The sequence below is a fragment of the Pseudomonas sp. PWP3-1b2 genome, from assembly GCF_049896045.1.
Taxonomy (GTDB): Bacteria; Pseudomonadota; Gammaproteobacteria; order Pseudomonadales; family Pseudomonadaceae; genus Aquipseudomonas; species Aquipseudomonas antarctica_B.
In genome coordinates, this window is sequence record NZ_JAFCTN010000035.1 from 1 (window position 1) to 25,794 (window position 25,794).

The window sequence follows — 25,794 nt, forward strand, 5'->3', positions numbered from 1 at the left end:
TTTGACTGATACACCGCATTCGCGAGCAAGCCCGCTCCCACACAAGCCCGCACACACACATTGGTAACTGCATCAGCTTCAAGCCTTACTGATGATATTCCCCGCATGCAGCCCGCATTCCTTCTGCGTCGCTTCTTCCCACCACCAACGGCCTTCGCGTTCATGCTGGTTCGGCAACACGGGCCGGGTGCAAGGCTCGCAGCCGATGCTGATAAAGCCACGCTCATGCAGGCTGTTGTACGGCAGCTCCAGCATGCGGATGTAACCCCAGACTTCCTCGCTGGTCATCTGCGCCAGTGGGTTGAATTTGTACAGGGTGCGTTCCGGGGTGGAGAACGCCGTGTCGATTTCCAGCGCGGCCACCTGGCTGCGGGTGCCGGGGCTCTGGTCACGGCGTTGGCCGGTGGCCCAGGCGCTCACGCTCGAGAGCTTGCGGCGCAACGGCTCGATCTTGCGCACGCCGCAGCATTCGCCATGGCCGTCCTTATAGAAGCTGAACAGGCCCTTTTCCTTGACGAAAGGTTCCAGTTTGGTCTGGTCTGGCGAGATCAGTTCGATGTCGATTTTGTAGAAGTCGCGCACCTGCTCGATGAACCGGTAGGTCTCTGGATGCAAGCGGCCGGTGTCGAGGCTGAACACCTTGACGTTCTTGTTCAGCTTCCAGGCCATGTCTACCAGCACCACGTCCTCGGCACCGCTGAAGGAAATCCACAGGTCATCACCGAACTGGCTGAACGCCAGTTTGAGAATGTCCTGAGCGGATTTGTTGGCATAAGTCGTGGCGAGTTCAACGACGTCGAAGGCTGGGTTCATCAGGACGGTTCCTACAGGTCAATGGCGCTGAGCGCTCTCTAGACGGCGATGGTATCAAAAACCGCCTTGCGTTGCGGCGGCGAGCTTGAATCGCTAGAGTTCGGCAGTCCTTTTGCTCGCTCAACTAACACTATGAATGGGAGTGTCTTGTGGAAATTGCCTGTCTCGACCTGGAAGGGGTGCTGGTTCCGGAAATCTGGATCGCCTTCGCTGAAAAAACCGGTATTGAATCCCTGCGGGCCACCACCCGTGACATTCCCGACTACGACGTGTTGATGAAGCAGCGCCTGCGCATCCTTGATGAGCACGGGCTCAAGCTCGCCGACATCCAGGAAGTGATCGCTACCCTCAAGCCACTGGACGGCGCGGTCGAGTTCGTCAACTGGCTGCGCGAGCGCTTCCAAGTGGTGATTCTGTCGGACACCTTCTATGAGTTCTCCCAGCCGCTGATGCGCCAGCTGGGTTTTCCGACACTGCTGTGCCACCGCCTTATCACCGACGAAAACGACCGCGTGGTGAGCTACCAACTGCGTCAGAAAGACCCGAAGCGCCAGTCGGTTTTGGCCTTCAAGACCCTCTACTACCGCGTGATCGCGGCCGGCGATTCCTACAACGACACCACCATGCTGGGCGAGGCCGACCGCGGGATTCTGTTTCACGCGCCCCAGAATGTGATTCGCGAATTCCCGCAGTTTCCGGCGGTGCATACGTTTGAGGATTTGAAGCAGGAGTTTATCAAGGCGTCGAATCGGCAGTTGAGCCTGTAGCTTCCTGGCCAGTGCTGATGGCCCCATCGCAGGCAAGCCAGCTCCCACATTTGATCGGGTTTACACCATTAAGAATGTGGCAGCTGGCTTGCTAAACCCCAGCCAGCAACCTGTCATAAGGAATGCTCAAGCCCTCATGCAGTCGCTTGATCATCGACAAGCTCAGCTTGCGCTTGTGATTCAACACTTCCGACACGCGCCCACTGGTGCCAATAAACGGCTCAAGGTCACGGGCGGTCATGCCCAGTTGCTCCATGCGAAACTTGATCGCCTCCACCGGGTCCGACGGCGGCATTGGATAATGCTCCGCTTCGTACTTCTCGATGAGAATGGCGAGGATTTCCAGCTCATCACCCTCAGGCGAGCCGATCGGCGCTCCCCAGATCTGTTCCACGCGCGCAAGCGCTGCGGTCAGGTCCTCTTGGGAATGTATTGGTCTTATGTTCATCACAGGGTCTCCGCGTTGATTTGGTCGTACTGTGCGTGGGTTCCCACGAAACGTATAAACCCGAGCTGTCGCTGATAATCGATCGCCATAATCACCCGATATTTGTTACCGCCAACGTTGAACACAACTTTGCCCCCTTTGAGAATGCTCGCCGTTCTGAGCTCGGCTTTGAGCGCCTGCGGCGTCGGGTAAGTGGCCTTTTCCATATGGCGGTAAAGCTCGACCAGCGGGATTTTGGCGTCGGCATATGCCGGATGGCTTTGCCAAAATATTCGTAGGGTAGATAAAGCGATTATCCGCATCGCTGGATCCTCCCAATTTGGGAGATTATGGGAGTGGTTGGCTGGAGATGCAATCCCGGAAATAATTTCTGACGAGTAGGCAGTCGTTTCATGTGATCCTTCACAGACGGCAGGTGGACAGTCGGAGCCGGACGCTATCCTTCAGCGCCTCACCTCGTCCACAGCCGATCTGATTCAGGTTTTTTCTTACTGAGCGCTTTTGCCTTCGAGAGACAGGACTGGCTTGGCCCTTAGAGGTTTTCCAGCGTTTGTAACAACACCCGCACCTTCGTCAGCGACTCCTGATACTCCGCCTGCCACTCTGAGTCCGCGACGATCCCGCCTCCGCCCCAGCAACACACTTGGCCATCCTTGACCAGCAAGCTGCGGATCGCGATGGAACTGTCCATCTCGCCGCGCACGTCCAGGTACACCAGCGAGCCGCAGTACAACCCGCGTCGCGTCGGCTCCAGTTCGTCGATGATCTGCATCGCGCGAATCTTCGGCGCTCCGGTGATTGAGCCGCCGGGGAAGCTGCCGGCGATCAAGTCGAGGGCGTCTTTGTCGGCGGCCAATTCACCCGTCACGCTACTCACCAGGTGATGCACGTTGGGGTAGCTTTCCAGGCTGAACAGTTCCGGCACTTTCACCGAGCCGGTGCGGCAGGTACGGCCGAGGTCGTTGCGCAGCAGGTCGACGATCATCAGGTTTTCTGCGCGGTCTTTGGGGCTTGCCAGCAGTTCGGCGGCGTTGGCGGCGTCTTCCTCGGGCGTCAAACCCCGTGGACGGGTGCCTTTGATCGGGCGGGTTTCGACCTGACGCTCGCTGATGCGCACGAAGCGCTCCGGCGACAGGCTCAGCACCGCGCCGTCATCGGGCAGGCTCTGGAACCCGGAAAACGGAGTAGGGCACGCCTCACGCAAGGCGCAATAAGCCGCCCAGGGATCACCCACGCAGGGCGCGCGAAAGCGTTGGGCAAAGTTGACCTGGTAGCAGTCGCCGGCCTGGATGTAGTCCTGAATGTGCGCGATGGCCTGCCGGTAAGCCTCGGCAGTCAGGTCAGGAGCCATGGGGCCGTGCAGTTTGAAGCTCTGCGGGGTATCGGTCACTTCACTGCTGAACAACGCTATCAGGCGTTGCTGCTCGCCGGTTGCCAGCGACGGGTGAAACACCAGTTGGCTGGTCTGCGCATGGTGATCGCTGATCAGCGCCCAGGCGTACAGCCCGAAGCGCGCATCCGGCAGGTGCAAGTCGTCGATGGCCAGGTGCGGCATGCGTTCCAGGTGCCGGCCAAAGTCATAGCTCAGGTAACCGATCAAGCCGCCGGCAAACGGCAATTCATAACCTGCTGGCAGCGCCGCTTCGCCCAACTGTGTCAGGTTTGCCCGCAACCGTTGCAGGAAATCACTGCCGCTCTCGTCAGGCGCCACCGTCAATGTCGTTTCCGGCCAAGCGCTCAGCAGGTCATAGCGCCCGCGTTCGGCAGCCGGGCGGCCGCTGTCGAGCAGCACCGCGCCGGGGGCGTGGCGAATCGCTGTGAAATACGCAGCGGGGTTGGCGCGGTAGGGCAGCGGGTGTACGGAACAGGTCGACATGCGGGGTGGATCAGCTGTGGGCTTGGGGGGAGGGATTGTAGTCCCCTGTCGGTTTTGGTCCTAGAGGGGATGTCGGGGATAAGCAGATTGAGGGCTTGCCTGCGATGAGGCCCTCAGCCCTCCACAGCAGGAATGTGCCCAAACATTTCCTGCACAAACTTCACCCGCTCTTCCGGGGTTTCGGTCACACCGGCCGCTTTCAAGGTTTCCAACCGCGCTTCCACGGCATGAGTACGCAAGGTCAAACCACAGTCGTTGGCGATCTGAATATTCAGCCCCGGCCGCGCATTCAGTTCCAGGATCAGCGGGCCTTTTTCCTGGTCCAGCACCATGTCCACGCCGATATAGCCCAGCCCGCACAGTTCATAGCAGCCCGCCGCGAGCTTCATGAAACCGTCCCAGTTGGGCAGTTGCACGCCGTCCACCGCGTTGGTGGTGTCCGGGTGTTTGGTGATGATGTTGTTCAGCCAGGTCCCGCGCAGGGTCAGGCCGGTGGCAAGGTCGACGCCCACGCCAATCGCGCCCTGGTGCAGGTTGGCCTTGCCGCCGGATTGCCGGGTCGGCAAGCGCAGCATGGCCATCACCGGGTAGCCCAACAGCACGATGATGCGGATGTCCGGCACGCCTTCGTAGCTGATGCTCTTGAAGATCTGGTCGGGCACCACGCGGTATTCGATCAGCGCGCGGTCGCGGTGGCCGCCCAGGGAGTACAGGCCGGTGAGGATGCTGGAGATCTGATGTTCGATTTCTTCGTGGCTGATGATCTTGCCGGACACCGTGCGGTAGCGTCCTTCAAAACGGTCGGCTACCACCAGAATGCCGTCACCGCCGGCGCCCTGGGCCGGCTTGATCACGAAGTCGCTGCGCCCGCCGATGATCTCGTCGAGCTTGTCGATGCCTTTCTCGGTGGAAATCACCCCGTACATTTCGGGTACATGCAGGCCGGCGGCCAGGGCACGTTCCTTGGTGATGATCTTGTCATCCACCAGCGGATACAGGCTGCGCTTGTTGTACTTGAGCACGTAGTCGGCGTTACGCCGGTTGATGCCCATGATGCCCCGCGCCTCCAGGGCCTTCCAGGTTTTCCAGAAGCCGAACATTACTGGTCAGCCTTCAAGAAGGCCTTGAAACGCACCAGCTCGGTCAAGCGGTAGCCGCGATAACGACCCATGGCCAGCATGAAGCCCACCAGAATCAGCAGCACGGCCGGGAAGGTGAACACAAAGTAGATCAGCTCCGGCACGCTCATGATGATGTGGGCCAGGGAGGCGGCGAACAGCGTACCGATCGCGACTTTCAGCGCATGGTTGGCGCCGCGTTCTTCCCAGGTGATCGACAGGCGTTCGATGGTCATGGTCAGAATCACCATCGGGAACAGCGCCACCGACAGCCCGCGCTCCAGCCCCAGTTTGTGGCTGAACAGGCTGATGGCGGCGATGAGCACCACGACGAAGGTCAGCACCACCGAAAGCCTCGGCAACATCTGCAGCTTCAAGTGTTCAAGGTACGACCTGAGCGAGAGCCCCAGCGCCGTAATAATGGTGAACAGCACAATCCCGAAGCCCAGTTGCGTCTCGCGAAACGCCAGCGCGATCAGCACCGGGGTAAAGGTGCCGAGGGTTTGCAGGCCGATCAGGTTGCGCAGGATCAGAATCACCAGCACGCCAATCGGGATCATCACCATGATCATGAAGGTCTGTTGGGTTTGCAGCGGCAGGCCGTACAGCGAGTATTCGAGGAAGTTGGCGTCAGTGTTTTCGTCGGTCAGCTTGGCCAGGCGAATCGCGTTCATTTCGCTGTTGTTCATGCTGAAGGTGACCATGGCTTTCTTGCCACCTTCCACCGTGATCAGGTTTTCATCGCCGGTCCACCACAGCAGGCGGTCAGCGGGCAGGCCTTGTTCGCCGGTTTCCGGGTTGAAGTACAGCCAGTCATTGCCATTGAAGCTGCGCAGCCACAGTTCCGGGGTTTGTGGCTGGTCGGCGACGAGGCGGATGGTGTGGACTTTTTCCACCGGCACGTGGGCGATGGACAGCAACAGTTCGACGATCTTGGCCTTGTGCGGCGTCGATGGGTCGCCCGCCAGCAGCAGCTTCACGTTGTCGTCGTTGAGGTTGTTGGTGCGCTTGATGGCTTCGGTGATAAAGGTTTCCACATCCGCCGAGTGCTGGCGGATCGGCGCCAGCAGGGCTTCGGCCGCGATCTTTTCCGGGCCTTCCACGGCAATGCTGTCGCGGAAGGTCGGGCCTTTGACCTTGACCTTCTCGCCGCTGTAACGCTTGGTCAGCACCAGGCGGTAATACAGGGTCTGGTTGCCCTTGGCGCGACGTGCCGACCAGGTGACCTTGCGGTTACCGTCGGTGCGGTTGACGCTCACGCCGTAGTTGTTCGAGATGAAACTCTCATTGAGGCTCACGAAGTCGCGGCTCAGGGGCGGCACGAACATCGAGATTTTCACCGGGTCTTTCGGGCTGGCGACGAACTCGACCTTGGCGTCGATGTTCCACAAGTCGTCGGTGGCGTCCTCGGTAACAGGAATGCCCTGCACGAAAATCTGGTAGGCGGTGACCGAAATACCCAGCACCACCAAAAGGGTGATGAGGATTTTCAGGTGCAGGGTCAGAGAGCGCATTCGGTTTACTCGGCGGTATGAGCGTCGGCGGCGCAGGCAGGTTTGCCTGCTGCGTATTTAAGACTGGGGTCGACCAGCGCATCAAAGCGTTTCAACGCTTCGGAGCCGATCAGCAGCGGGTATTGGAAAGCGCTGCGGTCAGTCAAGTTCACTTCGATGCTGCGTAAAGCGGTACCCATGCAGATATCCAGCGCAATCACTGGACGGGCAGTGTAGTTCTTGTCCTCATCGGGGTCGTAGTCACCGGCGCGGCGCTTGATCTTGCTCACGCGGGCCAGGGGGCGTTCGATGGGGTGGGAATGGGCGGTGTCGATGGCCAGGTAGAAGCGCACCCAGGATTCGCCGTTGCGCTTGAAGCGCTTGATATCGCGGGCGCTGAGGGACGCGGTCTTGGCGCCGGTGTCGAGTTTGGCGGCCACTTCCAGGTCAATGCCCGCGAGCTTTGCGTATTCGTTCAGGCCATACACGGTTTTCTCGGCGGCAACGCCAAGGGCCGGTACGAGTAACAGGCAAAACAATAAAAGGAAGGGCTTGAGTCTCATAGATCCTGACGCGGTGCAGTGCGATGTTTAATTCAAGGCGACTGGCATTACTGCGCAAACTCCCTCGTGCGCCGTTTCATCCAATGATGTCAGGCAAAAGCGGCGAGCATTCTAACATGATGCTTTTTTGGCGCCAGCGCTGGCAGGCGGCCATGCCTCTGGTGAGTACTGGGGAGGTTATTAGACGATTGTCGACAATGTGGATTTAATCTTTGACTACCTAAGGCTTATTCGCTAGTTTTTGCGGCATTGCTTTTAAAGGTGTCAACAATATGCTGGATCAGGCCGAAGCGCCGGCGGCAACGTCGGACGAATCCCAGACAATGTCGGAGAACGTCTTCCGCCGTATCCAGGCCGCCATCGTCAAAGGCGAGATCGCCCCCGGCAGCAAGATCTCCGAGCCTGAGCTGGCACGCACTTACGGCATCAGCCGCGGCCCGTTACGCGAGGCGATCCACCGCCTGGAAGGCCAGCGCCTGCTGGTGCGCGTGCCCCACGTCGGCGCGCGTGTGGTTTCCCTGAGCCACGCCGAGCTGGTGGAACTCTATGAAATCCGCGAGTCCCTGGAAGGCATGGCCTGCCGCCTGGCCGCTGAGCGCATGACCGACGCCGAAATCGAAGAACTGCGCCAAGTGCTGCACACCCACGAGCGCGATGAAGCGTTCCAGGCTGGCCTGGGCTACTACCAGCAGGAAGGCGACTTCGATTTTCATTACCGGATAATTCAAGGCGCCGGTAACCGCACCCTGACCCAAATGCTCTGCGGCGAGCTGTATCAATTGGTGCGCATGTACCGCATCCAGTTCTCCACCACCCCTAATCGCCCACGCCAGGCATTTGCCGAGCACCATCGCATTCTTGATGCGATTGCCGATCGCGATGGCGAGCTGGCCGAATTGTTGATGCGCCGCCACATCGGCGCTTCCAAACGCAACATTGCCCGTCATTTCCCAGGCGGCGCCCCTGAAAGAGGTGAGTCATGAGTTCTAACAATAAAACTACGCCAGGCCAGCGTTTCCGTGACGCCGTCGCCAGCGAGCACCCGTTGCAGGTGGTCGGTGCGATCAACGCCAACCATGCGCTGCTGGCCAAGCGCGCCGGGTTCAAGGCGATCTACCTGTCGGGCGGCGGTGTGGCGGCTGGCTCCCTCGGCGTGCCGGACTTGGGCATTACCGGCCTGGATGACGTGTTGACCGACGTGCGCCGCATCACCGACGTGTGCGACCTGCCGCTGCTGGTGGACGTGGACACCGGTTTTGGTTCCTCGGCGTTCAACGTGGCACGCACCGTCAAGTCGATGATCAAGTTCGGCGCCGCCGCCATTCATATCGAAGACCAGGTGGGCGCCAAGCGCTGCGGTCATCGCCCGAATAAGGAAATCGTGTCGCTGCAGGAAATGGTCGACCGCATCAAGGCCGCCGTGGATGCGCGCACCGATGACAGCTTCGTGATCATGGCGCGCACTGACGCCCTGGCGGTCGAAGGTTTGGAGTCTGCCCTGGAACGCGCCGCCGCGTGTATCGAAGCCGGCGCCGACATGGTGTTCCCGGAAGCCATCACCGAGCTTGAGATGTACAAGCTGTTCGCCTCCCGCGTGAAAGCGCCGATCCTGGCGAATATCACCGAGTTTGGCGCGACGCCGCTCTTCACCACCGAACAGTTGAAATCTGCCGATGTTTCCATCGTGCTGTACCCGCTCTCGGCCTTCCGCGCCATGAACAAGGCCGCCGAGAACGTCTACACCGCGATCCGCCGCGACGGCACGCAACAGAACGTGATCGACACCATGCAAACCCGCATGGAGCTTTACGATCGCATTGACTACCACACCTTCGAGCAGAAGCTCGATGCGCTGTTTGCCGCTAAAAAATAAGCGCCTCCCAAATAAATTCAAGATTGGAGAACAGACATGGCTGAAGCAAAAGTACTGAGTGGCGCCGGCCTGCGTGGCCAGGTGGCCGGGCAGACCGCACTGTCCACCGTGGGCCAGGCAGGTGCCGGCTTGACCTATCGCGGTTACGATGTGCGCGAACTCGCCGCCGATGCGCAGTTTGAAGAAGTCGCTTACCTGCTGTTGTACGGCGAGCTGCCGAGCAAAACCGAACTGGCCGCCTACAGCGCCAAGCTGAGCACCCTGCGCGACCTGCCCCAGGCGCTGAAAGAAGTGCTGGAACGCATCCCCGCCGATGCCCACCCGATGGACGTGATGCGCACCGGTTGCTCGTTCCTCGGCAACATCGAGCCCGAGAAGGATTTCAGCGCGCAGCACGACGTCACCAACCGCCTGCTCGCCGCCTTCCCGGCGATCATGTGCTACTGGTATCGCTTCAGCCACGACGGCAAGAAGATTGACTGCGTGACCGACGAGCCAAGCATCGGCGGCCATTTCCTGCACCTGCTGCACGGCAAGAAGCCGAGTGCGCTGCATGAGAAAGTCATGAACGTGTCGCTGATTCTGTACGCCGAACATGAATTCAACGCGTCGACCTTTACCGCACGGGTGTGCGCTTCAACCCTGTCCGACCTGTATTCCTGCGTCACCGCCGCCATCGGTTCCCTGCGCGGCCCGCTGCACGGCGGCGCCAACGAAGCGGCGATGGAAATGATCGAGCGTTTCGGTTCAGCCGAAGAAGCCGTTGAAGGCACCCTCGGCATGCTGGCGCGCAAAGACAAGATCATGGGCTTCGGCCACGCGATCTACAAAGAGAGCGACCCGCGTAATGAAGTGATCAAGGGCTGGGCCAAAAAGCTCGCCGACGAAGCAGGCGATACCGTGTTGTTTCCGGTGTCCGAGGCTATCGACAAGACCATGTGGGAGCAGAAAAAACTGTTCCCCAACGCCGACTTCTACCATGCCTCGGCGTACCACTTCATGGGCATTCCGACGCAGCTGTTCACGCCGATCTTCGTGTGTTCGCGCCTGACCGGCTGGGCCGCGCATGTGTTCGAGCAGCGCGCCAACAACCGCATCATCCGTCCAAGCGCCGAGTACATCGGCGTCGAGCAGCGCAAGTTCGTGCCAATCGAACGTCGCTGAATAGGGATGAGCTGAACACACTGGCGATTGGTTTTTTTGTGGGAGCTGGCTTGCCTGCGATGGCATCACTGCGGTGTGACAGGTACACCGAGGTGATGCCATCGCAGGCAAGCCAGCTCCCACAGAAAACCAGGCAAGTGTCGACAGTTTGCCCTGTGAACCTACCGTGACCGAGGCCTGACGATGAACACTGAATTTCGCAAACCGCTGCCCGGCAGCCGCCTGGATTTCTTCGACGCCCGCGCGGCTGTCGAGGCAATCACTCCCGGCGCCTACGCCACACTGCCTTACACCTCCCGCGTGCTCGCGGAAAACCTCGTACGCCGCTGCGACCCGGCCACCCTCAACGCGTCCCTGAGCCAACTGATCGAGCGCAAACGCGACCTCGATTTCCCCTGGTTCCCGGCCCGCGTGGTGTGCCACGACATCCTTGGCCAAACCGCGCTGGTCGACCTCGCCGGCCTGCGCGACGCCATCGCCCTGCAAGGTGGCGACCCGGCGCAGGTCAACCCGGTGGTGCCGACCCAACTGATCGTCGACCACTCCCTGGCCGTCGAAGCCGGTGGCTCTGACCCGCAGGCCTTCGAGAAAAACCGCGTCATTGAAGACCGTCGCAACGAAGACCGCTTTCACTTTATCGAGTGGACCAAAAAGGCCTTCAAGAACGTCGACGTGATCCCGCCGGGCAACGGCATCATGCACCAGATCAACCTGGAGAAAATGTCGCCAGTGATTCAGGTGCGCGACGGTGTCGCTTTCCCGGACACCTGTGTCGGCACCGACAGCCACACGCCACACGTAGACGCCTTGGGCGTCATCGCTATCGGCGTCGGCGGCCTTGAAGCCGAGAGCGTGATGCTCGGCCGCGCGTCGTGGATGCGCCTGCCGGAAAGCGTCGGCGTGGAGCTGACGGGCAAGCTGCAACCGGGCATCACCGCCACCGACATGGTGCTGGCGCTGACCGAGTTTCTGCGCAAACAAAAAGTCGTCGGCGCGTGGCTGGAGTTCTTTGGTGAGGGCGCATCCAACCTCACCCTGGGCGACCGCGCGACCATCTCCAACATGGCCCCGGAATACGGCGCCACGGCGGCGATGTTCTACATTGACCAGCAGACCATCGCCTACCTCAAGCTCACCGGCCGCGAAGATGAACAAGTCACGCTGGTGGAGCAATACGCTCGCCACACCGGCCTGTGGGCCGATGACCTTAAAGGCGCGCAATACGAGCGCGGCCTGACCTTCGACCTGTCCTCTGTTGTGCGTAACATGGCGGGCCCGAGCAACCCGCACGCCCGTGTCGCTACCAGCGACCTGGCAGCCAAAGGCATCTCTGGCCAGTGGGATGACGTGCCAGGGCAAATGCCCGACGGCGCGGTGATCATCGCCGCCATCACCAGTTGCACCAACACCAGCAACCCGCGCAACGTGATCGCCGCTGGCCTGCTGGCGCGCAACGCCAACAAGCTCGGCCTGGTGCGCAAGCCGTGGGTCAAATCGTCCCTGGCGCCGGGTTCGAAAACCGTGGCGATGTACCTTGATGAAGCGGGCTTGACCACTGAGCTGGAGCAACTGGGTTTTGGTGTGGTGGCCTTCGCCTGCACCACCTGCAACGGCATGTCCGGTGCGCTGGACCCGGTGATCCAGCAGGAAATCATCGACCGCGATCTGTACGCCACCGCCGTGCTGTCGGGCAACCGCAATTTCGACGGGCGTATTCATCCGTACGCCAAGCAGGCGTTCCTGGCTTCGCCGCCGTTGGTGGTGGCTTACGCGATTGCCGGCACCATCCGTTTTGATATCGAAAAAGACGTGCTGGGCCTCGACGCTGATGGCAAGGAAATCCGCCTCAAAGACATCTGGCCGAGCGACGAAGAGATCGACGCCGTGGTCAAGGCCTCGGTCAAGCCGGAGCAGTTCCGCCAGGTCTACATTCCGATGTTCGCGATCCACGAAGACACCGGCCCGAAAGTCACGCCGCTGTATGACTGGCGCCCGCAAAGCACCTATATCCGCCGCCCGCCCTACTGGGAAGGCGCGCTGGCCGGGGCGCGGCCGCTCAAGGGCATGCGCCCGCTGGCAGTGCTGCCGGACAACATCACCACTGACCATTTGTCGCCGTCCAACGCGATCATGCTCGACAGCGCCGCCGGCGAATACCTGGCGAAAATGGGCCTGCCGGAAGTCGACTTCAACTCTTACGCAACGCACCGGGGCGATCATTTGACGGCCCAGCGCGCGACCTTTGCCAACCCGAAACTGTTCAACGAAATGGTCGTTGAAAACGGCAAGGTCAAGCAGGGTTCCCTGGCGCGGATCGAGCCGGAAGGCACGGTCACGCGGATGTGGGAAGCCATCGAAACCTACATGGAACGCAAGCAGCCGCTGATCATCATTGCCGGCGCCGACTACGGCCAGGGCTCGTCCCGCGACTGGGCGGCCAAGGGCGTGCGTCTGGCCGGTGTGGAAGCGATTGCCGCCGAAGGCTTCGAGCGCATCCACCGCACCAACTTGGTGGGCATGGGCGTGTTGCCGCTGGAGTTTTTGCCGGGTACCGACCGCCACACCTTGCTGATCGATGGCAGTGAAACCTATGACGTGATCGGCGAGCGCACCCCGCGTGCCACGCTGACACTGGTGATCAACCGCAAGAATGGCGAACGTGTTGACGTGCCGGTGACGTGCCGCCTGGACACCGCCGAAGAAGTGTCGATCTACGAGGCGGGCGGCGTGTTGCAACGTTTTGCCCAGGACTTCCTGGAATCGGCGGCGACCGCTTAAGGGGTTAACCATGACACAGGTTCCACAAATCAGGATCCCCGCCACCTACATGCGTGGCGGCACCAGCAAGGGCGTGTTTTTCAGCCTTACGGACCTGCCCGAATCGGCGCAGGTGCCGGGCGCCGCGCGTGACGCCTTGCTGCTGCGGGTGATCGGCAGCCCCGACCCTTACGACAAGCAAATTGATGGCATGGGCGGTGCCACGTCGAGCACCAGCAAAACCGTGATCCTCGCTAAAAGCACCCGCGCCGGGCATGACGTGGACTACCTGTTCGGTCAGGTCTCCATCGACAAGCCCTTTGTGGACTGGAGCGGCAACTGCGGCAACCTGTCGGCGGCGGTCGGTTCCTTCGCCATCAGCGCCGGCTTGATCGACCCGGCGCGCGTGCCCCATAACGGCGTGGCCGTGGTGCGGGTGTGGCAGGCGAATATCGGCAAGACCATCATTGCCCACGTGCCGATCACCGACGGCGCGGTGCAGGAAACCGGTGACTTCGAACTCGACGGCGTAACCTTTCCCGCCGCCGAAGTGCAGCTGGAGTTTATGGACCCGGCGGCGGAAGAAGAGGGCGGCGGTGGTTCGATGTTCCCCACCGGTAACCTGATCGACGACCTGGAAGTGCCAGGTGTCGGCACCTTCAAGGCGACGTTGATCAACGCGGGCATTCCGACGATTTTCATCAACGCCGAAGACCTCGGCTACACCGGCACCGAGCTGCAAGGCGCCATCAACGGCGACCCCAAAGCCCTGGCGATGTTCGAGACGGTGCGGGCCTACGGCGCGTTGCGCATGGGGTTGATCAAACACCTCGATGAAGCGGCGCAGCGTCAGCACACGCCGAAGGTTGCATTTGTGGCCAAGCCTGCGGATTACGTGGCGTCCAGCGGCAAAGCGATCAAGGCCGGTGATGTCGACTTGCTGGTGCGCGCGCTGTCCATGGGCAAGTTGCACCACGCCATGATGGGCACGGCGGCGGTGGCAATTGGCACGGCGGCGGCGATTTCCGGGACGTTGGTTAACCTGGCGGCGGGCGGTGTAGAGCGTAACGCGGTGCGGTTCGGGCATCCGTCCGGCACGTTGCGTGTGGGCGCCGAAGCCAGCCAGGTCAACGGCGAATGGGTGGTGAAAAAAGCCATCATGAGCCGCAGCGCGCGGGTGCTGATGGAAGGCTTCGTACGCGTCCCCGGCGACGCGTTCTAACCGATCGTTCCCACGCTTTGATGTGGCAGCGGGCTCTGTACAGAGGGCAAATTGTGGCGAGCGGGCTTGCCCCGCGTTGGGCTGCGTAGCAGCCCCAGTCAAGAAGAATGCGGCCTGTCAGACACCCGGTGGCGGCAGGTTTTGGGGCTGCTGCGCAGCCCAACGCGGGGCAAGCCCGCTCGCCACAGGAAGCGTTTCGACAGGCTCTGCTGATGCTGCCAGGTTTTCTCCAGACAAGCCTCGTTTACATACTGCCTTCCACATCATCCAGGCTAAACGTCTCGGTATGGTCGTCATACGAAAAAATCTCCGCATACCGCCCCCACGCCACCACGCTTTCCAGGGTTTTCTGCACAAACGCTTCCGTCATCGAGTCTTCCAGTTCCTGCTCGAAGCGCACCCGTGGCGCGCGGTGACCGCTGCGTTCCAGCAGCACGTGATGAATCCGCGCGGCCAATGGCACGTGGCAAATCAGATGCTCGGCGAACAGGGTTTTGCGTTCCTGGGTGCCGTAGTCGGCGAACAGCTTGCCCGCGTCGGTGAGGGTGATGTCGGCGCCCTTGAGTTCGGCAAAGCCCAAATGCTCGAGCATTTCTGCCACAGGGAACAGGTCATCGACCTCCAGCAAGCGCCGTTCAGCCACGGTGGGCAGGCCGGCGTGGCCGTTGTAGGGCTCGGCGGCGAGGGTTTCGATCAAACCGGCCATCAAGTTGGTGGAGACTTCCGGCAACAGGCTGCCCATTTTCAACTCGGGCAGGCCACGGCTGGCGTCGGCGCTGCGCCGGTCAGTCATCAGTGCGTAGATGTCGTCGACCATCTGCCGGAACGTCGGGTCGAGGCGGTTACGCGGATGCGCAAACGGCACCTTGATCTCGGCGACCACGCGGCCGGGGTTGGACGACAGCACCAGAATGCGGTCGCACATCAGCACCGCTTCTTCAATGTTGTGGGTCACGATCAGGATCGACTTGATCGGCAACTGCTTGCCGCTCCACAGGTCCAGCAAGTCGGTGCGCAGGGTTTCGGCGGTGAGCACGTCCAGCGCAGAGAAAGGTTCGTCCATCAACAACAGCGTCGGGTTGACCACCAGGCCACGGGCAAAGCCCACGCGCTGGCGCATGCCGCCGGACAATTCGCGCGGGTAGGCGTTTTCAAAGCCGTCCAGGCCGATCAGGTCGATGGCCGCCAGCGCGCGGCGACGGGCTTCCTTGCGCTCGACCTGCAAGGCTTGCAGGCCGGCCTCCACGTTTTCCAGCACGGTCAGCCATGGAAACAGGGCGAAGGTCTGGAACACCATGGCCACGCCTTCGGCCGGGCCATTGAGGGGCTTGCCTTGATAACGAACATCGCCCGAAGAAGGCTGAATCAGCCCGGCGATGATGCGCAGCAGCGTGGATTTACCGGAGCCAGAGCGGCCGAGCATGCCGACAATTTCGCCTTCGTGCAGGCTCAGGTCCACGCCGCTGAGTACTTGCAGTTCTTCCTTGCCTTTGCCGAACACCCGGTTCACGTTTTTCAGCGAGTAAATTTCCGGGGTGTCGACAGTGTGTTCAGTAGAGGTAGTCATCACGGCGAGTCCCGTCAATTCAAACGAAGTTTGTTTTCAGCGATGGCGTACATCGGCCGCCAGACCGCTCGGTTGAAAGCCACCACAAAGATCGACATCACCACCACGCCCAAGGCGATTTTCGGGAAGTCGCCGGCGGCGGTGGTTTGCGCGATGTAGGCGCCCAGCCCATGGGCGACCACGTTGTCCTGGCCCCAGGACACGTACTCGGACACGATGCTGGCGTTCCACGCGCCGCCCGAAGCGGTGATCGCGCCCGTCACGTAGTAAGGGAAAATCCCCGGCAACATCACTTTGCGCCACCACAGCCAGCCGCGAATGCGGAAGTTGGCGGCGGCTTCCTTGAAGTCATTCGGAAAGGCGCTGGCGCCCGCAATCACGTTAAACAGGATGTACCACTGAGTGCCCAGCACGATCAGCGGGCTGAGCCAGATGTCCGGATTGAGGTTGTAATGCAGGATCACGATCACAAACACCGGGAACAGCAGGTTCGCCGGAAAGGCCGCGAGGAACTGCGCCAGCGGCTGGATTTTTTCCGCCAGGCGTGGGCGCAAGCCGATCATCACGCCCAATGGCACCCAGATCAGCGAGGCGATCAGAATCAGCCCGGCCACCCGCAGCAGCGTAATCAGGCCCAGCACAAACACATGGCCAACTTCGGTGAAGGTTACTTCGGTGCCCACGTACAGCACGATGTGATACAGCGCGTACGCGGCCATCAGCGCGATCACGGTGCCCCACACCAGATCAATCATTTTCGAGGCTGCCGGGGTTTCTGCCGGCAACGCTTTGAACGCACCGCTTCCAAAGCTGAAACGCTTGTTGCCAATGCGGCTGATGGTGCGAGTAATCGGGCGCAGAATGCGCTGCACCATGCGCGTGCGCTGAATCAGGTTCAGCAGCCAGGATTGTGGCGCGGCGCCTTGAGAAGCGGTGGTTTCCATGCGGAACTTGTCGGCCCAGGCCACCAGCGGGCGGAACAGGAACTGGTCGTACATCAGGATCACCGCGACCATGGCCAGGATCACATAACCCACGGCGTGCAGGTCTTTCTGGGCGATGGCCAGCGCAAGGTACGAACCCACGCCCGGCAGGGTGATGGTTTTGTCACCCACGGTGATGGCTTCGGAGGCGACCACGAAAAACCAGCCGCCGGACATGCTCATCATCATGTTCCACACCAGCCCCGGCATCGCGAATGGCACGTCGAGCTTCCAGAACTTTTGCCAGCCCGAAAGGCGCAGGTTGGTCGAGACTTCCACCAGGTCATGGGGCAGCATGCGCAGCGACTGGTAGAAGCTGAACGTCATGTTCCAGGCCTGGCTGGTGAAGATCGCAAAGATCGCCGCGAACTCGGCGCCCAGCACCCGGCCGGGAAACAACAGCAGGAAGAACGTCACGGTAAACGAGATGTAGCCCAGCACTGGCACCGATTGCAGGATGTCGAGCACCGGCACCAACAGCTTTTCAGCACGGCGGCTTTTGGCGGCCAGCGTGCCGTATAAGAAGGTAAACACCAGCGCCGCCACCATCGCCGCGAGCATGCGCAACGTGGTGCGCATCGCGTATTCCGGCAGGTTGGCCGGGTCCAGCGAGATCACTTCACTTTGCAACGTGGCGATAGGCGCCCAGGTTTCCCGTGCCGTAATGGAGAAAAACAGCAGAAAGCCGATGACCAGAGGCAGGGCTACCAAATCCCAACGGTTGGGCAGCAGGCGCAGAGTGGAGGCTGGTAAGTAGTCGCGGAATACTTTGTTCATAGGCAGCTGTTCATAGGCAGTCAGTCCTGCAGCATTCAGGGTTGCGAGGCGGTGTGGGTCTGAGCTTAGCGTTTCTACGAGCACCCACCGAGAAGGGGCGGGCGCTCTTTCTCCATGAGTCAGGGGCAGCGGATCAGGGGGCGATACGCTGTTGGCGGAATTGTACGTTTCTGAATGTTACAAGCACATAAATTTGCTGTCAGTTTCCTGTACGAACAGCGAACAGCGACGGGGGTATTGGCACCTCGGTCGCTGCCGCGTCATTACTCAAACCGCAGGATTACCCGGCGGTTATGCTTGCTCTTTTTCTCGATCTTCTCGCAAAACACCCGGCCGATTTCCTCGGTGTTGATCACATGCGTGCCGCCGCAGGGCTGGATGTCGATTCCGTTGATTTCAATCACCCGAACCGAACCCTGAATCACCGGTGGCGCAACGGCCTGAGTGCGCGTGATTTGTAGCAGGGTCGAGTACTCCGAGGCGGGCATCGACAGGGTTTTCACCGCGTGGGCCTGTTCGATCAGGGCGTTGAGGTCGCGGGTGATGGTGTCTTTGTCGAGGGTCATTTCCGGCAGGTCGAAATCCAGGCGGCCTTTGTCTGCGCTGATGCTGCACCCGGTGACCGGCGCATCAATGATCGAACACAGCAAATGCAGGCAGGTGTGCATTTTCATGTGCTGGTAGCGCCGTTCCCAGTCCAGGCCCGCGTCCAACTGCACACCGGCGGTCAATTGCTCGGGGCAGTGTTCCACCTGATGCCAGATGATCGAGCGCAAAACCGGGTCGCGCACGGTGCCGGTTACCTCGACCCGCGTGCCATCGGCCAGGGTGAGGTGGCCGGTGTCGCCCGGCTGCCCGCCACCGGTGGGGTAGAACAGGGTGTGCTCCAGGGCGACGCCGTGCTCGCTGACGGCAATCACCCGGGCGCTGAAAGCGTTCTGGTAAGGCGCGCTGTCAAACAGCGCCAGGGTTTCCATGGTGTGCACAGACATCTTCAACCTCCGACGATCAGTGGGCTGGCTTGCAACAGGTGACGCACCATTGCACTCAAGCCAGGGGGGGAGAGCAGGGTGATTTCAAATTCCGGCCCGCTGACTTTCAGGTTCAGCGGCAGGCGTGGCAGTTGCTCGCCGACGTCCAGGCGCCGCAGGCGAAATTGCAGGTGATGACGCTCCTTGACCGTGGGTTCCAGCATCAGGCCCTGTAATGGGTGAAAGTCGGCGTCCAGCACCGTAACCTTGTGGCTGGCGTTGACCTCGCCGACCACGTGCAGGCGTTCCTCCAGGGCGAAGGCGCCGAGGTAGTTGCTGTGGTCGGACTCGGTGTTTTTTTGCAGCTGAATCTGGTTGACCACTTTGACTTTGGTGCCGGCCGGCACGTCCTGGGTGATGACGCAGGAGGGGCTGATAAACACGTTGTCGCCGATCAGCACATAGCCCAGCACGCGAGCGCCGGAACCGACTTCGACGTTGTTGCCCAGGCGCGGGTGGCGCTTGCCGTCCGGGTTGTTGGCGATACCCCGGGCGCCGAGGGTGACGCCGCAGAGGATGTAACAGTCGTTGCCGATCTCGCAGGTTTCGCCAATGACCGTGCCGTAGCCGTGGTCGAGCACAAAGCGTCGGCCGATGCGCGCCGCCGGGTGAATCTCGGCGCCGGACAGGATTTTGCCCTGGTTGCTGAGCTTGAGCGCCATGCGCGAAAACACGCCATTGGTGTGATCGGGGAAATTCCACACCAGGTGCGCCAGGCGATAAAACAGCACCGCCTTGAACGAGGCATACGACTCCAGTATCAACTCGCCGCGCCCGCGTGAGGCCGGGTCGCGGTAGGCATAGGCGATCAAGTCCTCGGCCACCGCCTGGGCGGCGTTCTGGATCAGCGGCGCCAAATGCGGTTCGAGCTGCTTCATCTGCGCAGGTGTCAGGGTCTTGATGAGGTGGGTGATCAACTCATCGTGCAGCTGTTGCATGTCGATAAAGCCCCCCATGGAGGCACCCCCGCAATCTGGTCTGTTGGAGAAGTGGTTATTCGAAATTTGGCAGGTAGCTGTCGGCATTGTCGTAGACCATGGTCAGCACCACCGTTTCGGGCGGCAGTTCGGGGGCGAGTTGGGCGATGGCGACCATGTTGGCGGCAGACGACAAGCCGAGGCTGATAGCGTCTGTGCGCATGATGCGTTTCATCATGTCGATGCACGCCTGGCGCGACACCTTGAGCATGCCGTCGATCACCTCCAGGTTCAGAATGCTCGGGATCAAGCCAATCGACAGGCCCTGAATGTGGTGCGGCGCGTGCCTGTTTTTCAGCAGGTCGCATTCCTCCGGTTCCACGCCCATGACACGCAGGGCTGGCCAGGTTTTTTTCAGGGTTTCGCCGATACCGGTGATATGCCCGCCGGTGCCGATGCCGCTGACCAAATAGTCCACGCGCAAATCACCAAAGGCGCTGAGGATTTCCGGCGCGGTGGTGTCGCGGTGGGTTTGTGGATTGGCGCCGTTGCGTTGCTGGTTGAGCATCACGAAGTTGGGGTTTTCCAGCTGCAGCTCCATGCATTTTTCGCCATGGGAGTTGTTGCCCAGGCGGCTGTCCGACAGCACCACCTTGGCGCCGTACAGGCGCAGCAGCTTCTGTTTTTCGGGGCTGTAATTGTCGGGAATCACCAGCACCACTTTGTAGCCGAGCACGTTGCCGGCCATCACCAGGCCGATGCCGGTGTTACCGCCGCTGGGCTCGATGATGGTTTGCCCGGAGTCACGGATCAGTACGCCGCGCCGCTCGGCGTCGAGGATCATGCCCAGGGCGATGCGCGCCTTGTGGCTGCCCCCGGGATTGAGGGATTCAAGCTTGGCGTAGACCTCAATGCCGAGGTCTTCGGAAAACTGCGCCAGACGCACGATCGGTGTTTGGCCGATCACGTCGAGAATGGAGTTATGCAACATCAGTCTGCCCCCGGCTCAATACAACGGCATGTCGGGTTCGACGTCACGAACCCAATGTTTCATACCGCCCTGCAGGACCTTGGTGTTGGCAAAACCTGCGGCGAGCAAGGTGCTGGCGGCCTGTTCGGCGCGCGTGCCGGCGTAGCAGATCAGGTAGTGAGTGTTGTCGCGACTGAGGCTGTCGAGTTGCCCATCCAGTTCGGCAAGGGGGATATGCACCACGCCCGGTAATTTGCACACCTCCAGCTCGCTGGCGTCGCGCACATCCACTAGCACATCGGCGCTGCGGTGGTGTTCGAGCAGTTGTTTGAGTACGCGCGGCTTGATGTAGCGTTCCTCGGCGAGGGACGGTTGGCTCGGTACGGCATCTGCGCAGACTGCCGGTGCCAGGGTTTCACTGTGGCGCAATTCCGAGCAGCAGGGGCAGTCGGCGCGGCGCTTGAAGCGGATTTCGCTGAATTTCATCGCCAGCGCATCGAAGCGCATCAAGCGGCCGGACAAGGGCTCGCCAATGCCGATCAGCAGTTTTATGGCTTCGGTGGCCTGGATCATCCCGACCACGCCCGGCAGCACGCCGATCACGCCGCCGGCACTGCAATTGGGTGCCAGTTCAGCTGGCGGCGGTGAGGGGAACAGGCAGCGGTAGCACGGCCCACCTTTATAGTTGAGGACGCTGATCTGCCCGTCGAAACGGTAGATGGCGCCGTAGACCAAGGGTTTGCCGAGTCTCACGCAGGCATCGTTGATCAGGTAGCGCGTGTCGAAATTGTCGGTGCCATCAATCACCAAATCGTAGGCGCCCACCAGTTCCAGGGCGTTGTCTGCGTTCAGGGCGGTGTCGTGGGCGTTGATCTGGATATGGCTGTTAAGGTCTTGCAAGCGCCGCTTTGCCGATTCGACCTTGGGCATGCCCAGCGTGCTGTTGCCGTGCACGATTTGGCGTTGCAGGTTGCTGCTTTCCACCACATCAAAATCCACCAGGCCCAGGGTGCCGATGCCGGCTGCCGCAAGGTACAGGCTGATGGGCGAGCCCAGGCCGCCGGTGCCGATGATCAGTACCTTGGCTTTCTTGAGGTTCAATTGGCCTTCGCGGCCTACGCCAGGCAGGGTGATGTGGCGCACATAACGCTGTACTTCCTCATTACTGAGGGCATCCACGTCCATGCCGCCGGAAGTGGCGAGCAGCACTTCGATATTGGCTTTTTCAGGCAGCGGCTCGTCAGCGCCGATCAGTTCCTCTTCGGCAGTGAACAGGAAGTGTTCCTTGAGCTGGTTGTTCTTCTCGTGAAACAAGTGCGAGCGCAGCTGCGGGTGGCTGCTGCAGAGGTTTTCAATGACTTCGCGCAATGTCGATCCGGTGCCCTCAAGGGTCGATTCCGGCAGCTTGGCCACGCGAACCAGAATGTCTGGGAAAGAGACAGCGTTCATGGACAACTCCGTGTGCAGGTCGTTGAAAGGGTTAAGGGCGAAATGCTTGCCGTCCCAGGCAAACAGCTTTGAACCGAGGGCCTGGCCCTGGCGAACATCCACCACCAGATAGCTGACGGGGTAGATCGGCTCGCCCAGGAACAGCGCCTTGTCCTGGTCTTCGTCACTGAAATAGGCGCCGACATCCGGGTGGGAGTGGTAGATCACCACCACCGGGTTGTCAGTGCGAAACGCCTTGTTCATCAGCAAGGTGTCGGCGACCGAAAACGTGTAGCCATTGGCCGCGCTGCGCGGGTACATCTCGGGGTTCTTGCGGTGCAACTCGTTCTGGATATTGCTGCCCAGGTACACACTGCCGTCGGCGAAAACAAAACCACAGCATTCCTCGGGATAGCTGCGGCTGGCGTGGGCGTAGATCTGTTCCAGGGCTTTTGGGCGGAGGACGTCCATGTTTCTCTCGCGTGGTGGGAGGGTTGGGAGGGTCAATTTTTCTTGGCCAGGAGTTTTTCAACCGGCAACTTGGTGATCGCAAAGCCGGCCAGCAGGATGGCCGAATACAGCATCAGGTCATGGGAAATCGCCAGGCCTTCGTACCAGGCGCCGATGATCACCGCGAACACCGGGAAGATGATGAACACGAACGACAGAATGATCGGGCTCAAGCGCTTGAGCAGCATGAAATACACAATAAACCCGCCCACCGACGCCACCAGCCCCAGGTAGAACAGTGCGCTCCACGAGCGCAGGGTGATGTTTTCGAAGGTCGGCGTTTCAAACCATAAACCGGCCACGAACAGCATCAGCCCGGCAATGCCGATGGGCAGAGTGTTGTAGGTAATCACACTGATGGCGCTGCCTTTTTGCTTGGTAATCACATAGCACAAGGCATGCATGACGGCGGCGGTCAGAATTGCCAGCACCCCGAAGAACTCGGCGTGGTCCAGGTGCAGGCCCTGGCTCTTGATGATCATGTACAGGCTGCCGAAACCGATGCCGATGCCGACCACTTGGGAAAAGTAGATGCGCTCACGCAGGAACAGCGCGGAGAAAATCAGGATGAATACCGGCATGCAACTGAACAGCAGGGCGGTGAGGCCGGAGGAGACGTGCATTTCGCCGTAGTTGAGCAGGTAGTAGGGAACGCTGAAGTAGGACAGGGTCACGAAGACAAAGAACCAGCGGCTTTCGCGTGGAAACAGAATCGGCTCGCGGCGCACCAGGGCAAAACACAGAAACAGCGGGAAAGCGATCAGGAAGCGCAGGCCCGCGGAGGTGAGCGGCGGCACGCTTTCGACGGCGATCTTGATGCCCAGCCAGGTGGTGCCCCAACTCAGGCACACAATCAGAAACATCACGCTGGTGACCAGCCCGGCCAACCACTGTTTCTGAGTTTTTGTTTTTGTTGTGTTTTCAAGAACGGCGGACATTGGCATCGTTTATTGCTTCCCTGAGCCGGAATTGAACTCTATATTGACTGTGTATTAAGTGGTTTCATCCGGTGATTGAACCCGTAAAAGCACACTATTAGGGCCAAAGATGACTGTCAAAACAAATATTGACATGGTGTCAATTATGCGTGAGGGGTTGTCCAACGGGCAGGGCGTGAAGTACAAGCGCCTGTCCGATGTCATGGAAAGGGGCATCCTTGAGGGCTTGATTGAACCGGGAAGAAAACTGCCGCCCCATCGGGTGCTTTCCGACAACCTGGGTGTGACCATTGGCACCATCAGCCGGGCCTATGGCGAATTGGAACGCCTGGGGTTGGTTGTTGCGCGGGTGGGTGACGGAACATTCGTGCGCAAACGTGGGATGGAGCGCCAGCGTGATGAAGGCTTTCGCAACGTCAGCGAGGAGCCACGCCAGTACTTCGATATGAGCCGCAACATGCATATTCCTGGGCAGGAGACGGTGTTTCTCGCCCAGAGCTTCCAAACCTTGTCGACCAACGCCAAGTTCCTCCAGGACATCAGCGCCTACACCCCGGACGCCGGGTTGCCGCGCTACCGCGAAGCCGGTGCGCAATGGCTGGTGCAGCGCGATTTTCATCCGATTCCCGAACAGGTCATCTGCGTTAATGGCGGCCAGCACGGGTTGCTCTGCGCAATGATGGCGTTGCTGCGCGCAGGCGACACGGTGGTCACCGAACAAATGACCTACCCGGGGCTTATCACTGCGGCGCGCATGCTCGGCGTGCGGCTGATCGGCCTGGAGATGGATGACGAAGGTGTGCTGCCGGGCGCGCTGGAAGAGGTCTGTCGAAATCACCGGGTTTCGGCGCTGTACTGCACGCCGACTATTCAGAACCCGACGACGGCGGTGCTATCGATCCCGCGCCGGGAAGCCCTGGCTAAAGTGTGTCGCGAGCATAATCTGCTGATTCTTGAAGACGAAGCCCACGGCGTGTTGGTGGAAGACCGGCCACCGCCCCTGAGTTATTTCGCTCCCGAGCGTACGATTTTGATCAGCAGCCTGAGCAAGGCGGTGTCGGCCGGGTTGCGCGTGGGTTACGTGCACGCGCCGCCGGCGCTGGTCAGCCGTATTTCCGCAGCGCTGCGCTCGACCTGCTGGATGGCCACGCCGGTGACCCTGGAACTGGCGACCCAATGGATCGAAAACGGCACGGCGGAATATTTGTTACGTCAGCAGATCAACGAGATCAGCCGGCGCAAAGCGCTGGTGCGCGACCTGCTGGAGGGCCTGGAATACCGCACGCACCTCAACAGCCCGCACTTTTGGATCGAAGTGCCGGAGCCCTGGCGTGCGTCGGAAATAGAGGCAGAGCTCAAGCAGAATAATTACCTGATCGCCACCGCCGAGGCGTTTGCTGTCGGGCAGACGGCGGTGCCGCAGTTTATTCGGGCGAGTATCTGTAATACGTCGGGGGATGATCAGTTGTTGCGCGAGGGGTTTGATGCGTTGGCCACCGCGCTGGGGCAGGGGGGTGGCAGGTTTCACCTGTAGGCAGGCTTACCGCGTTATCGTTTATCGCAGGCAAGCCAGCTCCCACATTTGAATGCATTCACAAATCGAAATGTGGGAGCTGGCTTGCCTGCGATGGCTGCAGTCCAGGCAACAGAAGCTATTTGAACCGCCGCTCCACCCCTTTCTCCACCAAAATCTTCGCCGAAATCTCTTCCACCGAAAAATGCGTGGAATTGATGTGCGCAATGTTCTCGCGACGGAACAGATTTTCCACTTCGCGTACTTCGAACTCGCACTGGGCATAGCTGGAATAGCGGCTGTTGGGCTTGCGCTCATTACGGATGGCGGTGAGGCGGTCCGGGTCAATGGTCAGGCCGAACAGCTTGTGCGAGTGGGCGCGCAGGGCGGCGGGCAGCGTCAGGTGTTCCATGTCGTCTTCGGTCAACGGGTAGTTGGCCGCGCGGATGCCGAACTGCATCGCCATATAAAGGCACGTTGGCGTTTTGCCGCAGCGGGACACGCCCACCAAAATCAAATCGGCCTTGTCGTAGTAGTGCGTACGGGCGCCATCGTCGTTGTCGAGGGCAAAGTTCACCGCCTCGATACGCTCCATATAGTTGGAGTTGTGCCCAATGGAATGGGACTTTCCTACGGAATAAGACGAGTGTTCGCTCAACTCCTGTTCCAGCGGCGCCAGGAACGTGGAGAAGATGTCGATCATGAAACCATTGGAGGTCGCAAGGATCTCACGAATGTCTTGATTGACGATGGTGTCAAAAATAATCGGGCGCATGCCGTCTTTTTCGGCCGCCAGATTGATTTGTTGTACCATGGCCCGCGCTTTATCTACGCTGTCGATGTAGGGCCGCGTGAATTTGGCGAAGGTAATGTTTTCGAACTGCGCGAGCAGGCTTTGACCCAATGTTTCGGCCGTGATGCCGGTGCCGTCGGAGATAAAGAAAGCAGATCGTTTCATTTGAGCCCTGGGCCTTAAGCTGATGGCGAATCTTGGATATGATAGGCGCGATTTTGCCGTCCCGCAGTGGGCCGCATTCTCACTTATTTTCCAGGTCCAGGCCACAAA

The 25,794-nt window shown here is 60.4% G+C and carries 22 protein-coding genes; 7 read left to right on the forward strand and 15 right to left on the reverse strand.

Annotated elements, in window-relative coordinates; genetic code table 11:
* Positions 1-78 precede the first annotated feature (78 nt).
* The gene (locus ACP7A2_RS20500; RefSeq protein ID WP_426135683.1) at positions 79-813 is read right to left on the reverse strand and encodes a phosphoadenylyl-sulfate reductase; all 735 of its coding nucleotides are present in this window, start codon (positions 811-813) and stop codon (positions 79-81) included.
* Positions 814-962: 149 nt separating this feature from the next.
* Between ACP7A2_RS20500 and thrH the strand changes: the two genes are divergently transcribed.
* A complete protein-coding gene (thrH, locus tag ACP7A2_RS20505) occupies positions 963-1,580 on the forward strand; it encodes a bifunctional phosphoserine phosphatase/homoserine phosphotransferase ThrH (RefSeq protein ID WP_426135684.1) in 618 nt (205 codons plus the stop codon).
* A gap of 91 nt (positions 1,581-1,671) precedes the next feature.
* Here thrH and ACP7A2_RS20510 read toward each other — a convergent pair whose 3' ends face one another.
* From ACP7A2_RS20510 to ACP7A2_RS20535, 6 genes are all read right to left on the reverse strand, one after another.
* Positions 1,672-2,028: a helix-turn-helix domain-containing protein gene (locus ACP7A2_RS20510; protein WP_426135686.1), complete on the reverse strand. Its 357-nt coding sequence runs from the start codon at positions 2,026-2,028 to the stop codon at positions 1,672-1,674.
* A complete protein-coding gene (locus ACP7A2_RS20515) occupies positions 2,028-2,330 on the reverse strand; it encodes a type II toxin-antitoxin system HigB family toxin (RefSeq protein ID WP_426135688.1) in 303 nt (100 codons plus the stop codon). The genes ACP7A2_RS20510 and ACP7A2_RS20515 overlap by 1 nt, the downstream gene beginning before the upstream one ends.
* Positions 2,331-2,560: 230 nt before the next feature.
* A complete protein-coding gene (pabB, locus tag ACP7A2_RS20520) occupies positions 2,561-3,904 on the reverse strand; it encodes an aminodeoxychorismate synthase component I (RefSeq protein WP_426135689.1) in 1,344 nt (447 codons plus the stop codon).
* A 113-nt stretch (positions 3,905-4,017) separates the two neighbouring features.
* Complete coding sequence (locus ACP7A2_RS20525) at positions 4,018-5,004, reverse strand: alpha-L-glutamate ligase-like protein (protein WP_426135691.1); 987 nt, start codon at positions 5,002-5,004, stop codon at positions 4,018-4,020.
* Positions 5,004-6,536, reverse strand: a complete 1,533-nt coding sequence (locus ACP7A2_RS20530) for an inactive transglutaminase family protein (RefSeq protein ID WP_426135693.1) — start codon at positions 6,534-6,536, stop codon at positions 5,004-5,006. The genes ACP7A2_RS20525 and ACP7A2_RS20530 overlap by 1 nt, the downstream gene beginning before the upstream one ends.
* A 5-nt stretch (positions 6,537-6,541) precedes the next feature.
* Complete coding sequence (locus tag ACP7A2_RS20535; protein WP_426135695.1) at positions 6,542-7,078, reverse strand: ATP-dependent zinc protease; 537 nt, start codon at positions 7,076-7,078, stop codon at positions 6,542-6,544.
* A gap of 272 nt (positions 7,079-7,350) precedes the next feature.
* Here ACP7A2_RS20535 and ACP7A2_RS20540 point away from each other — a divergent pair, with 272 nt between their 5' ends.
* The 5 genes from ACP7A2_RS20540 (at position 7,351) to prpF (ending at position 14,094) form a co-directional block, all read left to right on the forward strand.
* Complete coding sequence (locus tag ACP7A2_RS20540) at positions 7,351-8,061, forward strand: GntR family transcriptional regulator (RefSeq protein WP_426135697.1); 711 nt, start codon at positions 7,351-7,353, stop codon at positions 8,059-8,061.
* Positions 8,058-8,951 carry a methylisocitrate lyase gene (prpB, locus tag ACP7A2_RS20545; protein ID WP_375067925.1) on the forward strand — a complete coding sequence of 298 codons (894 nt, stop codon included), beginning with the start codon at positions 8,058-8,060 and terminating at the stop codon, positions 8,949-8,951. The genes ACP7A2_RS20540 and prpB overlap by 4 nt, the downstream gene beginning before the upstream one ends.
* Positions 8,952-8,987: 36 nt before the next feature.
* Complete coding sequence (prpC, locus tag ACP7A2_RS20550) at positions 8,988-10,115, forward strand: bifunctional 2-methylcitrate synthase/citrate synthase (protein WP_426135699.1); 1,128 nt, start codon at positions 8,988-8,990, stop codon at positions 10,113-10,115.
* A 183-nt stretch (positions 10,116-10,298) separates the two neighbouring features.
* On the forward strand, positions 10,299-12,893 hold the full coding sequence (acnD, locus tag ACP7A2_RS20555) for a Fe/S-dependent 2-methylisocitrate dehydratase AcnD (protein WP_426135701.1): 2,595 nt from the start codon (positions 10,299-10,301) through the stop codon (positions 12,891-12,893).
* Positions 12,894-12,903: 10 nt separating this feature from the next.
* Complete coding sequence (prpF, locus tag ACP7A2_RS20560) at positions 12,904-14,094, forward strand: 2-methylaconitate cis-trans isomerase PrpF (protein ID WP_426135703.1); 1,191 nt, start codon at positions 12,904-12,906, stop codon at positions 14,092-14,094.
* Between the two features lie 244 nt (positions 14,095-14,338).
* On the opposite strand, the gene ACP7A2_RS20565 is transcribed toward prpF, so the two are convergent.
* The 7 genes from ACP7A2_RS20565 to ACP7A2_RS20595 form a co-directional block, all read right to left on the reverse strand.
* Positions 14,339-15,661, reverse strand: a complete 1,323-nt coding sequence (locus ACP7A2_RS20565) for an AAA-associated domain-containing protein (RefSeq protein WP_375067921.1) — start codon at positions 15,659-15,661, stop codon at positions 14,339-14,341.
* A gap of 14 nt (positions 15,662-15,675) precedes the next feature.
* Positions 15,676-17,421, reverse strand: a complete 1,746-nt coding sequence (locus tag ACP7A2_RS20570) for an ABC transporter permease (protein WP_426135704.1) — start codon at positions 17,419-17,421, stop codon at positions 15,676-15,678.
* A 263-nt stretch (positions 17,422-17,684) separates the two neighbouring features.
* The gene (locus ACP7A2_RS20575; protein WP_426135705.1) at positions 17,685-18,413 is read right to left on the reverse strand and encodes an alanyl-tRNA editing protein; all 729 of its coding nucleotides are present in this window, start codon (positions 18,411-18,413) and stop codon (positions 17,685-17,687) included.
* 2 nt (positions 18,414-18,415) lie between these two features.
* The gene (locus ACP7A2_RS20580; protein ID WP_426135706.1) at positions 18,416-19,408 is read right to left on the reverse strand and encodes a serine O-acetyltransferase; all 993 of its coding nucleotides are present in this window, start codon (positions 19,406-19,408) and stop codon (positions 18,416-18,418) included.
* 37 nt (positions 19,409-19,445) lie between these two features.
* The gene (locus ACP7A2_RS20585; protein ID WP_426135707.1) at positions 19,446-20,360 is read right to left on the reverse strand and encodes a PLP-dependent cysteine synthase family protein; all 915 of its coding nucleotides are present in this window, start codon (positions 20,358-20,360) and stop codon (positions 19,446-19,448) included.
* A gap of 15 nt (positions 20,361-20,375) precedes the next feature.
* Positions 20,376-22,238 (reverse strand): molybdopterin-synthase adenylyltransferase MoeB, encoded by a 1,863-nt coding sequence (gene moeB, locus ACP7A2_RS20590; protein ID WP_426135708.1) that lies wholly within the window; start codon positions 22,236-22,238, stop codon positions 20,376-20,378.
* Positions 22,239-22,270: 32 nt separating this feature from the next.
* Positions 22,271-23,164 (reverse strand): DMT family transporter, encoded by an 894-nt coding sequence (locus ACP7A2_RS20595; RefSeq protein WP_426135709.1) that lies wholly within the window; start codon positions 23,162-23,164, stop codon positions 22,271-22,273.
* A 160-nt stretch (positions 23,165-23,324) separates the two neighbouring features.
* On the opposite strand from ACP7A2_RS20595, the gene ACP7A2_RS20600 reads away from it, so the two are divergent.
* Entirely contained in the window at positions 23,325-24,749 is a 1,425-nt protein-coding gene (locus ACP7A2_RS20600; RefSeq protein WP_348059909.1) for a PLP-dependent aminotransferase family protein, read from the forward strand.
* A 118-nt stretch (positions 24,750-24,867) separates the two neighbouring features.
* On the opposite strand, the gene ppsR is transcribed toward ACP7A2_RS20600, so the two are convergent.
* Positions 24,868-25,686, reverse strand: a complete 819-nt coding sequence (gene ppsR / locus ACP7A2_RS20605; RefSeq protein WP_078738561.1) for a posphoenolpyruvate synthetase regulatory kinase/phosphorylase PpsR — start codon at positions 25,684-25,686, stop codon at positions 24,868-24,870.
* Positions 25,687-25,794: the final 108 nt, after the last annotated feature.

Bases quoted from the DNA above. Each gene is read 5' to 3' on its own strand.
- ACP7A2_RS20500 (WP_426135683.1), bottom strand. From the start codon at position 813: ATGAACCCAGCCTTCGACGTCGTTGAACTCGCCACGACTTATGCCAAC.
- ACP7A2_RS20510 (WP_426135686.1), bottom strand. From the start codon at position 2,028: ATGAACATAAGACCAATACATTCCCAAGAGGACCTGACCGCAGCGCTT.
- ACP7A2_RS20515 (WP_426135688.1), bottom strand. From the start codon at position 2,330: ATGCGGATAATCGCTTTATCTACCCTACGAATATTTTGGCAAAGCCAT.
- pabB (WP_426135689.1), bottom strand. From the start codon at position 3,904: ATGTCGACCTGTTCCGTACACCCGCTGCCCTACCGCGCCAACCCCGCT.
- ACP7A2_RS20525 (WP_426135691.1), bottom strand. From the start codon at position 5,004: ATGTTCGGCTTCTGGAAAACCTGGAAGGCCCTGGAGGCGCGGGGCATC.
- ACP7A2_RS20530 (WP_426135693.1), bottom strand. From the start codon at position 6,536: ATGCGCTCTCTGACCCTGCACCTGAAAATCCTCATCACCCTTTTGGTG.
- ACP7A2_RS20535 (WP_426135695.1), bottom strand. From the start codon at position 7,078: ATGAGACTCAAGCCCTTCCTTTTATTGTTTTGCCTGTTACTCGTACCG.
- ACP7A2_RS20540 (WP_426135697.1), top strand. From the start codon at position 7,351: ATGCTGGATCAGGCCGAAGCGCCGGCGGCAACGTCGGACGAATCCCAG.
- prpB (WP_375067925.1), top strand. From the start codon at position 8,058: ATGAGTTCTAACAATAAAACTACGCCAGGCCAGCGTTTCCGTGACGCC.
- prpC (WP_426135699.1), top strand. From the start codon at position 8,988: ATGGCTGAAGCAAAAGTACTGAGTGGCGCCGGCCTGCGTGGCCAGGTG.
- acnD (WP_426135701.1), top strand. From the start codon at position 10,299: ATGAACACTGAATTTCGCAAACCGCTGCCCGGCAGCCGCCTGGATTTC.
- prpF (WP_426135703.1), top strand. From the start codon at position 12,904: ATGACACAGGTTCCACAAATCAGGATCCCCGCCACCTACATGCGTGGC.
- ACP7A2_RS20565 (WP_375067921.1), bottom strand. From the start codon at position 15,661: ATGACTACCTCTACTGAACACACTGTCGACACCCCGGAAATTTACTCG.
- ACP7A2_RS20570 (WP_426135704.1), bottom strand. From the start codon at position 17,421: ATGAACAAAGTATTCCGCGACTACTTACCAGCCTCCACTCTGCGCCTG.
- ACP7A2_RS20575 (WP_426135705.1), bottom strand. From the start codon at position 18,413: ATGTCTGTGCACACCATGGAAACCCTGGCGCTGTTTGACAGCGCGCCT.
- ACP7A2_RS20580 (WP_426135706.1), bottom strand. From the start codon at position 19,408: ATGGGGGGCTTTATCGACATGCAACAGCTGCACGATGAGTTGATCACC.
- ACP7A2_RS20585 (WP_426135707.1), bottom strand. From the start codon at position 20,360: ATGTTGCATAACTCCATTCTCGACGTGATCGGCCAAACACCGATCGTG.
- moeB (WP_426135708.1), bottom strand. From the start codon at position 22,238: ATGGACGTCCTCCGCCCAAAAGCCCTGGAACAGATCTACGCCCACGCC.
- ACP7A2_RS20600 (WP_348059909.1), top strand. From the start codon at position 23,325: ATGACTGTCAAAACAAATATTGACATGGTGTCAATTATGCGTGAGGGG.
- ppsR (WP_078738561.1), bottom strand. From the start codon at position 25,686: ATGAAACGATCTGCTTTCTTTATCTCCGACGGCACCGGCATCACGGCC.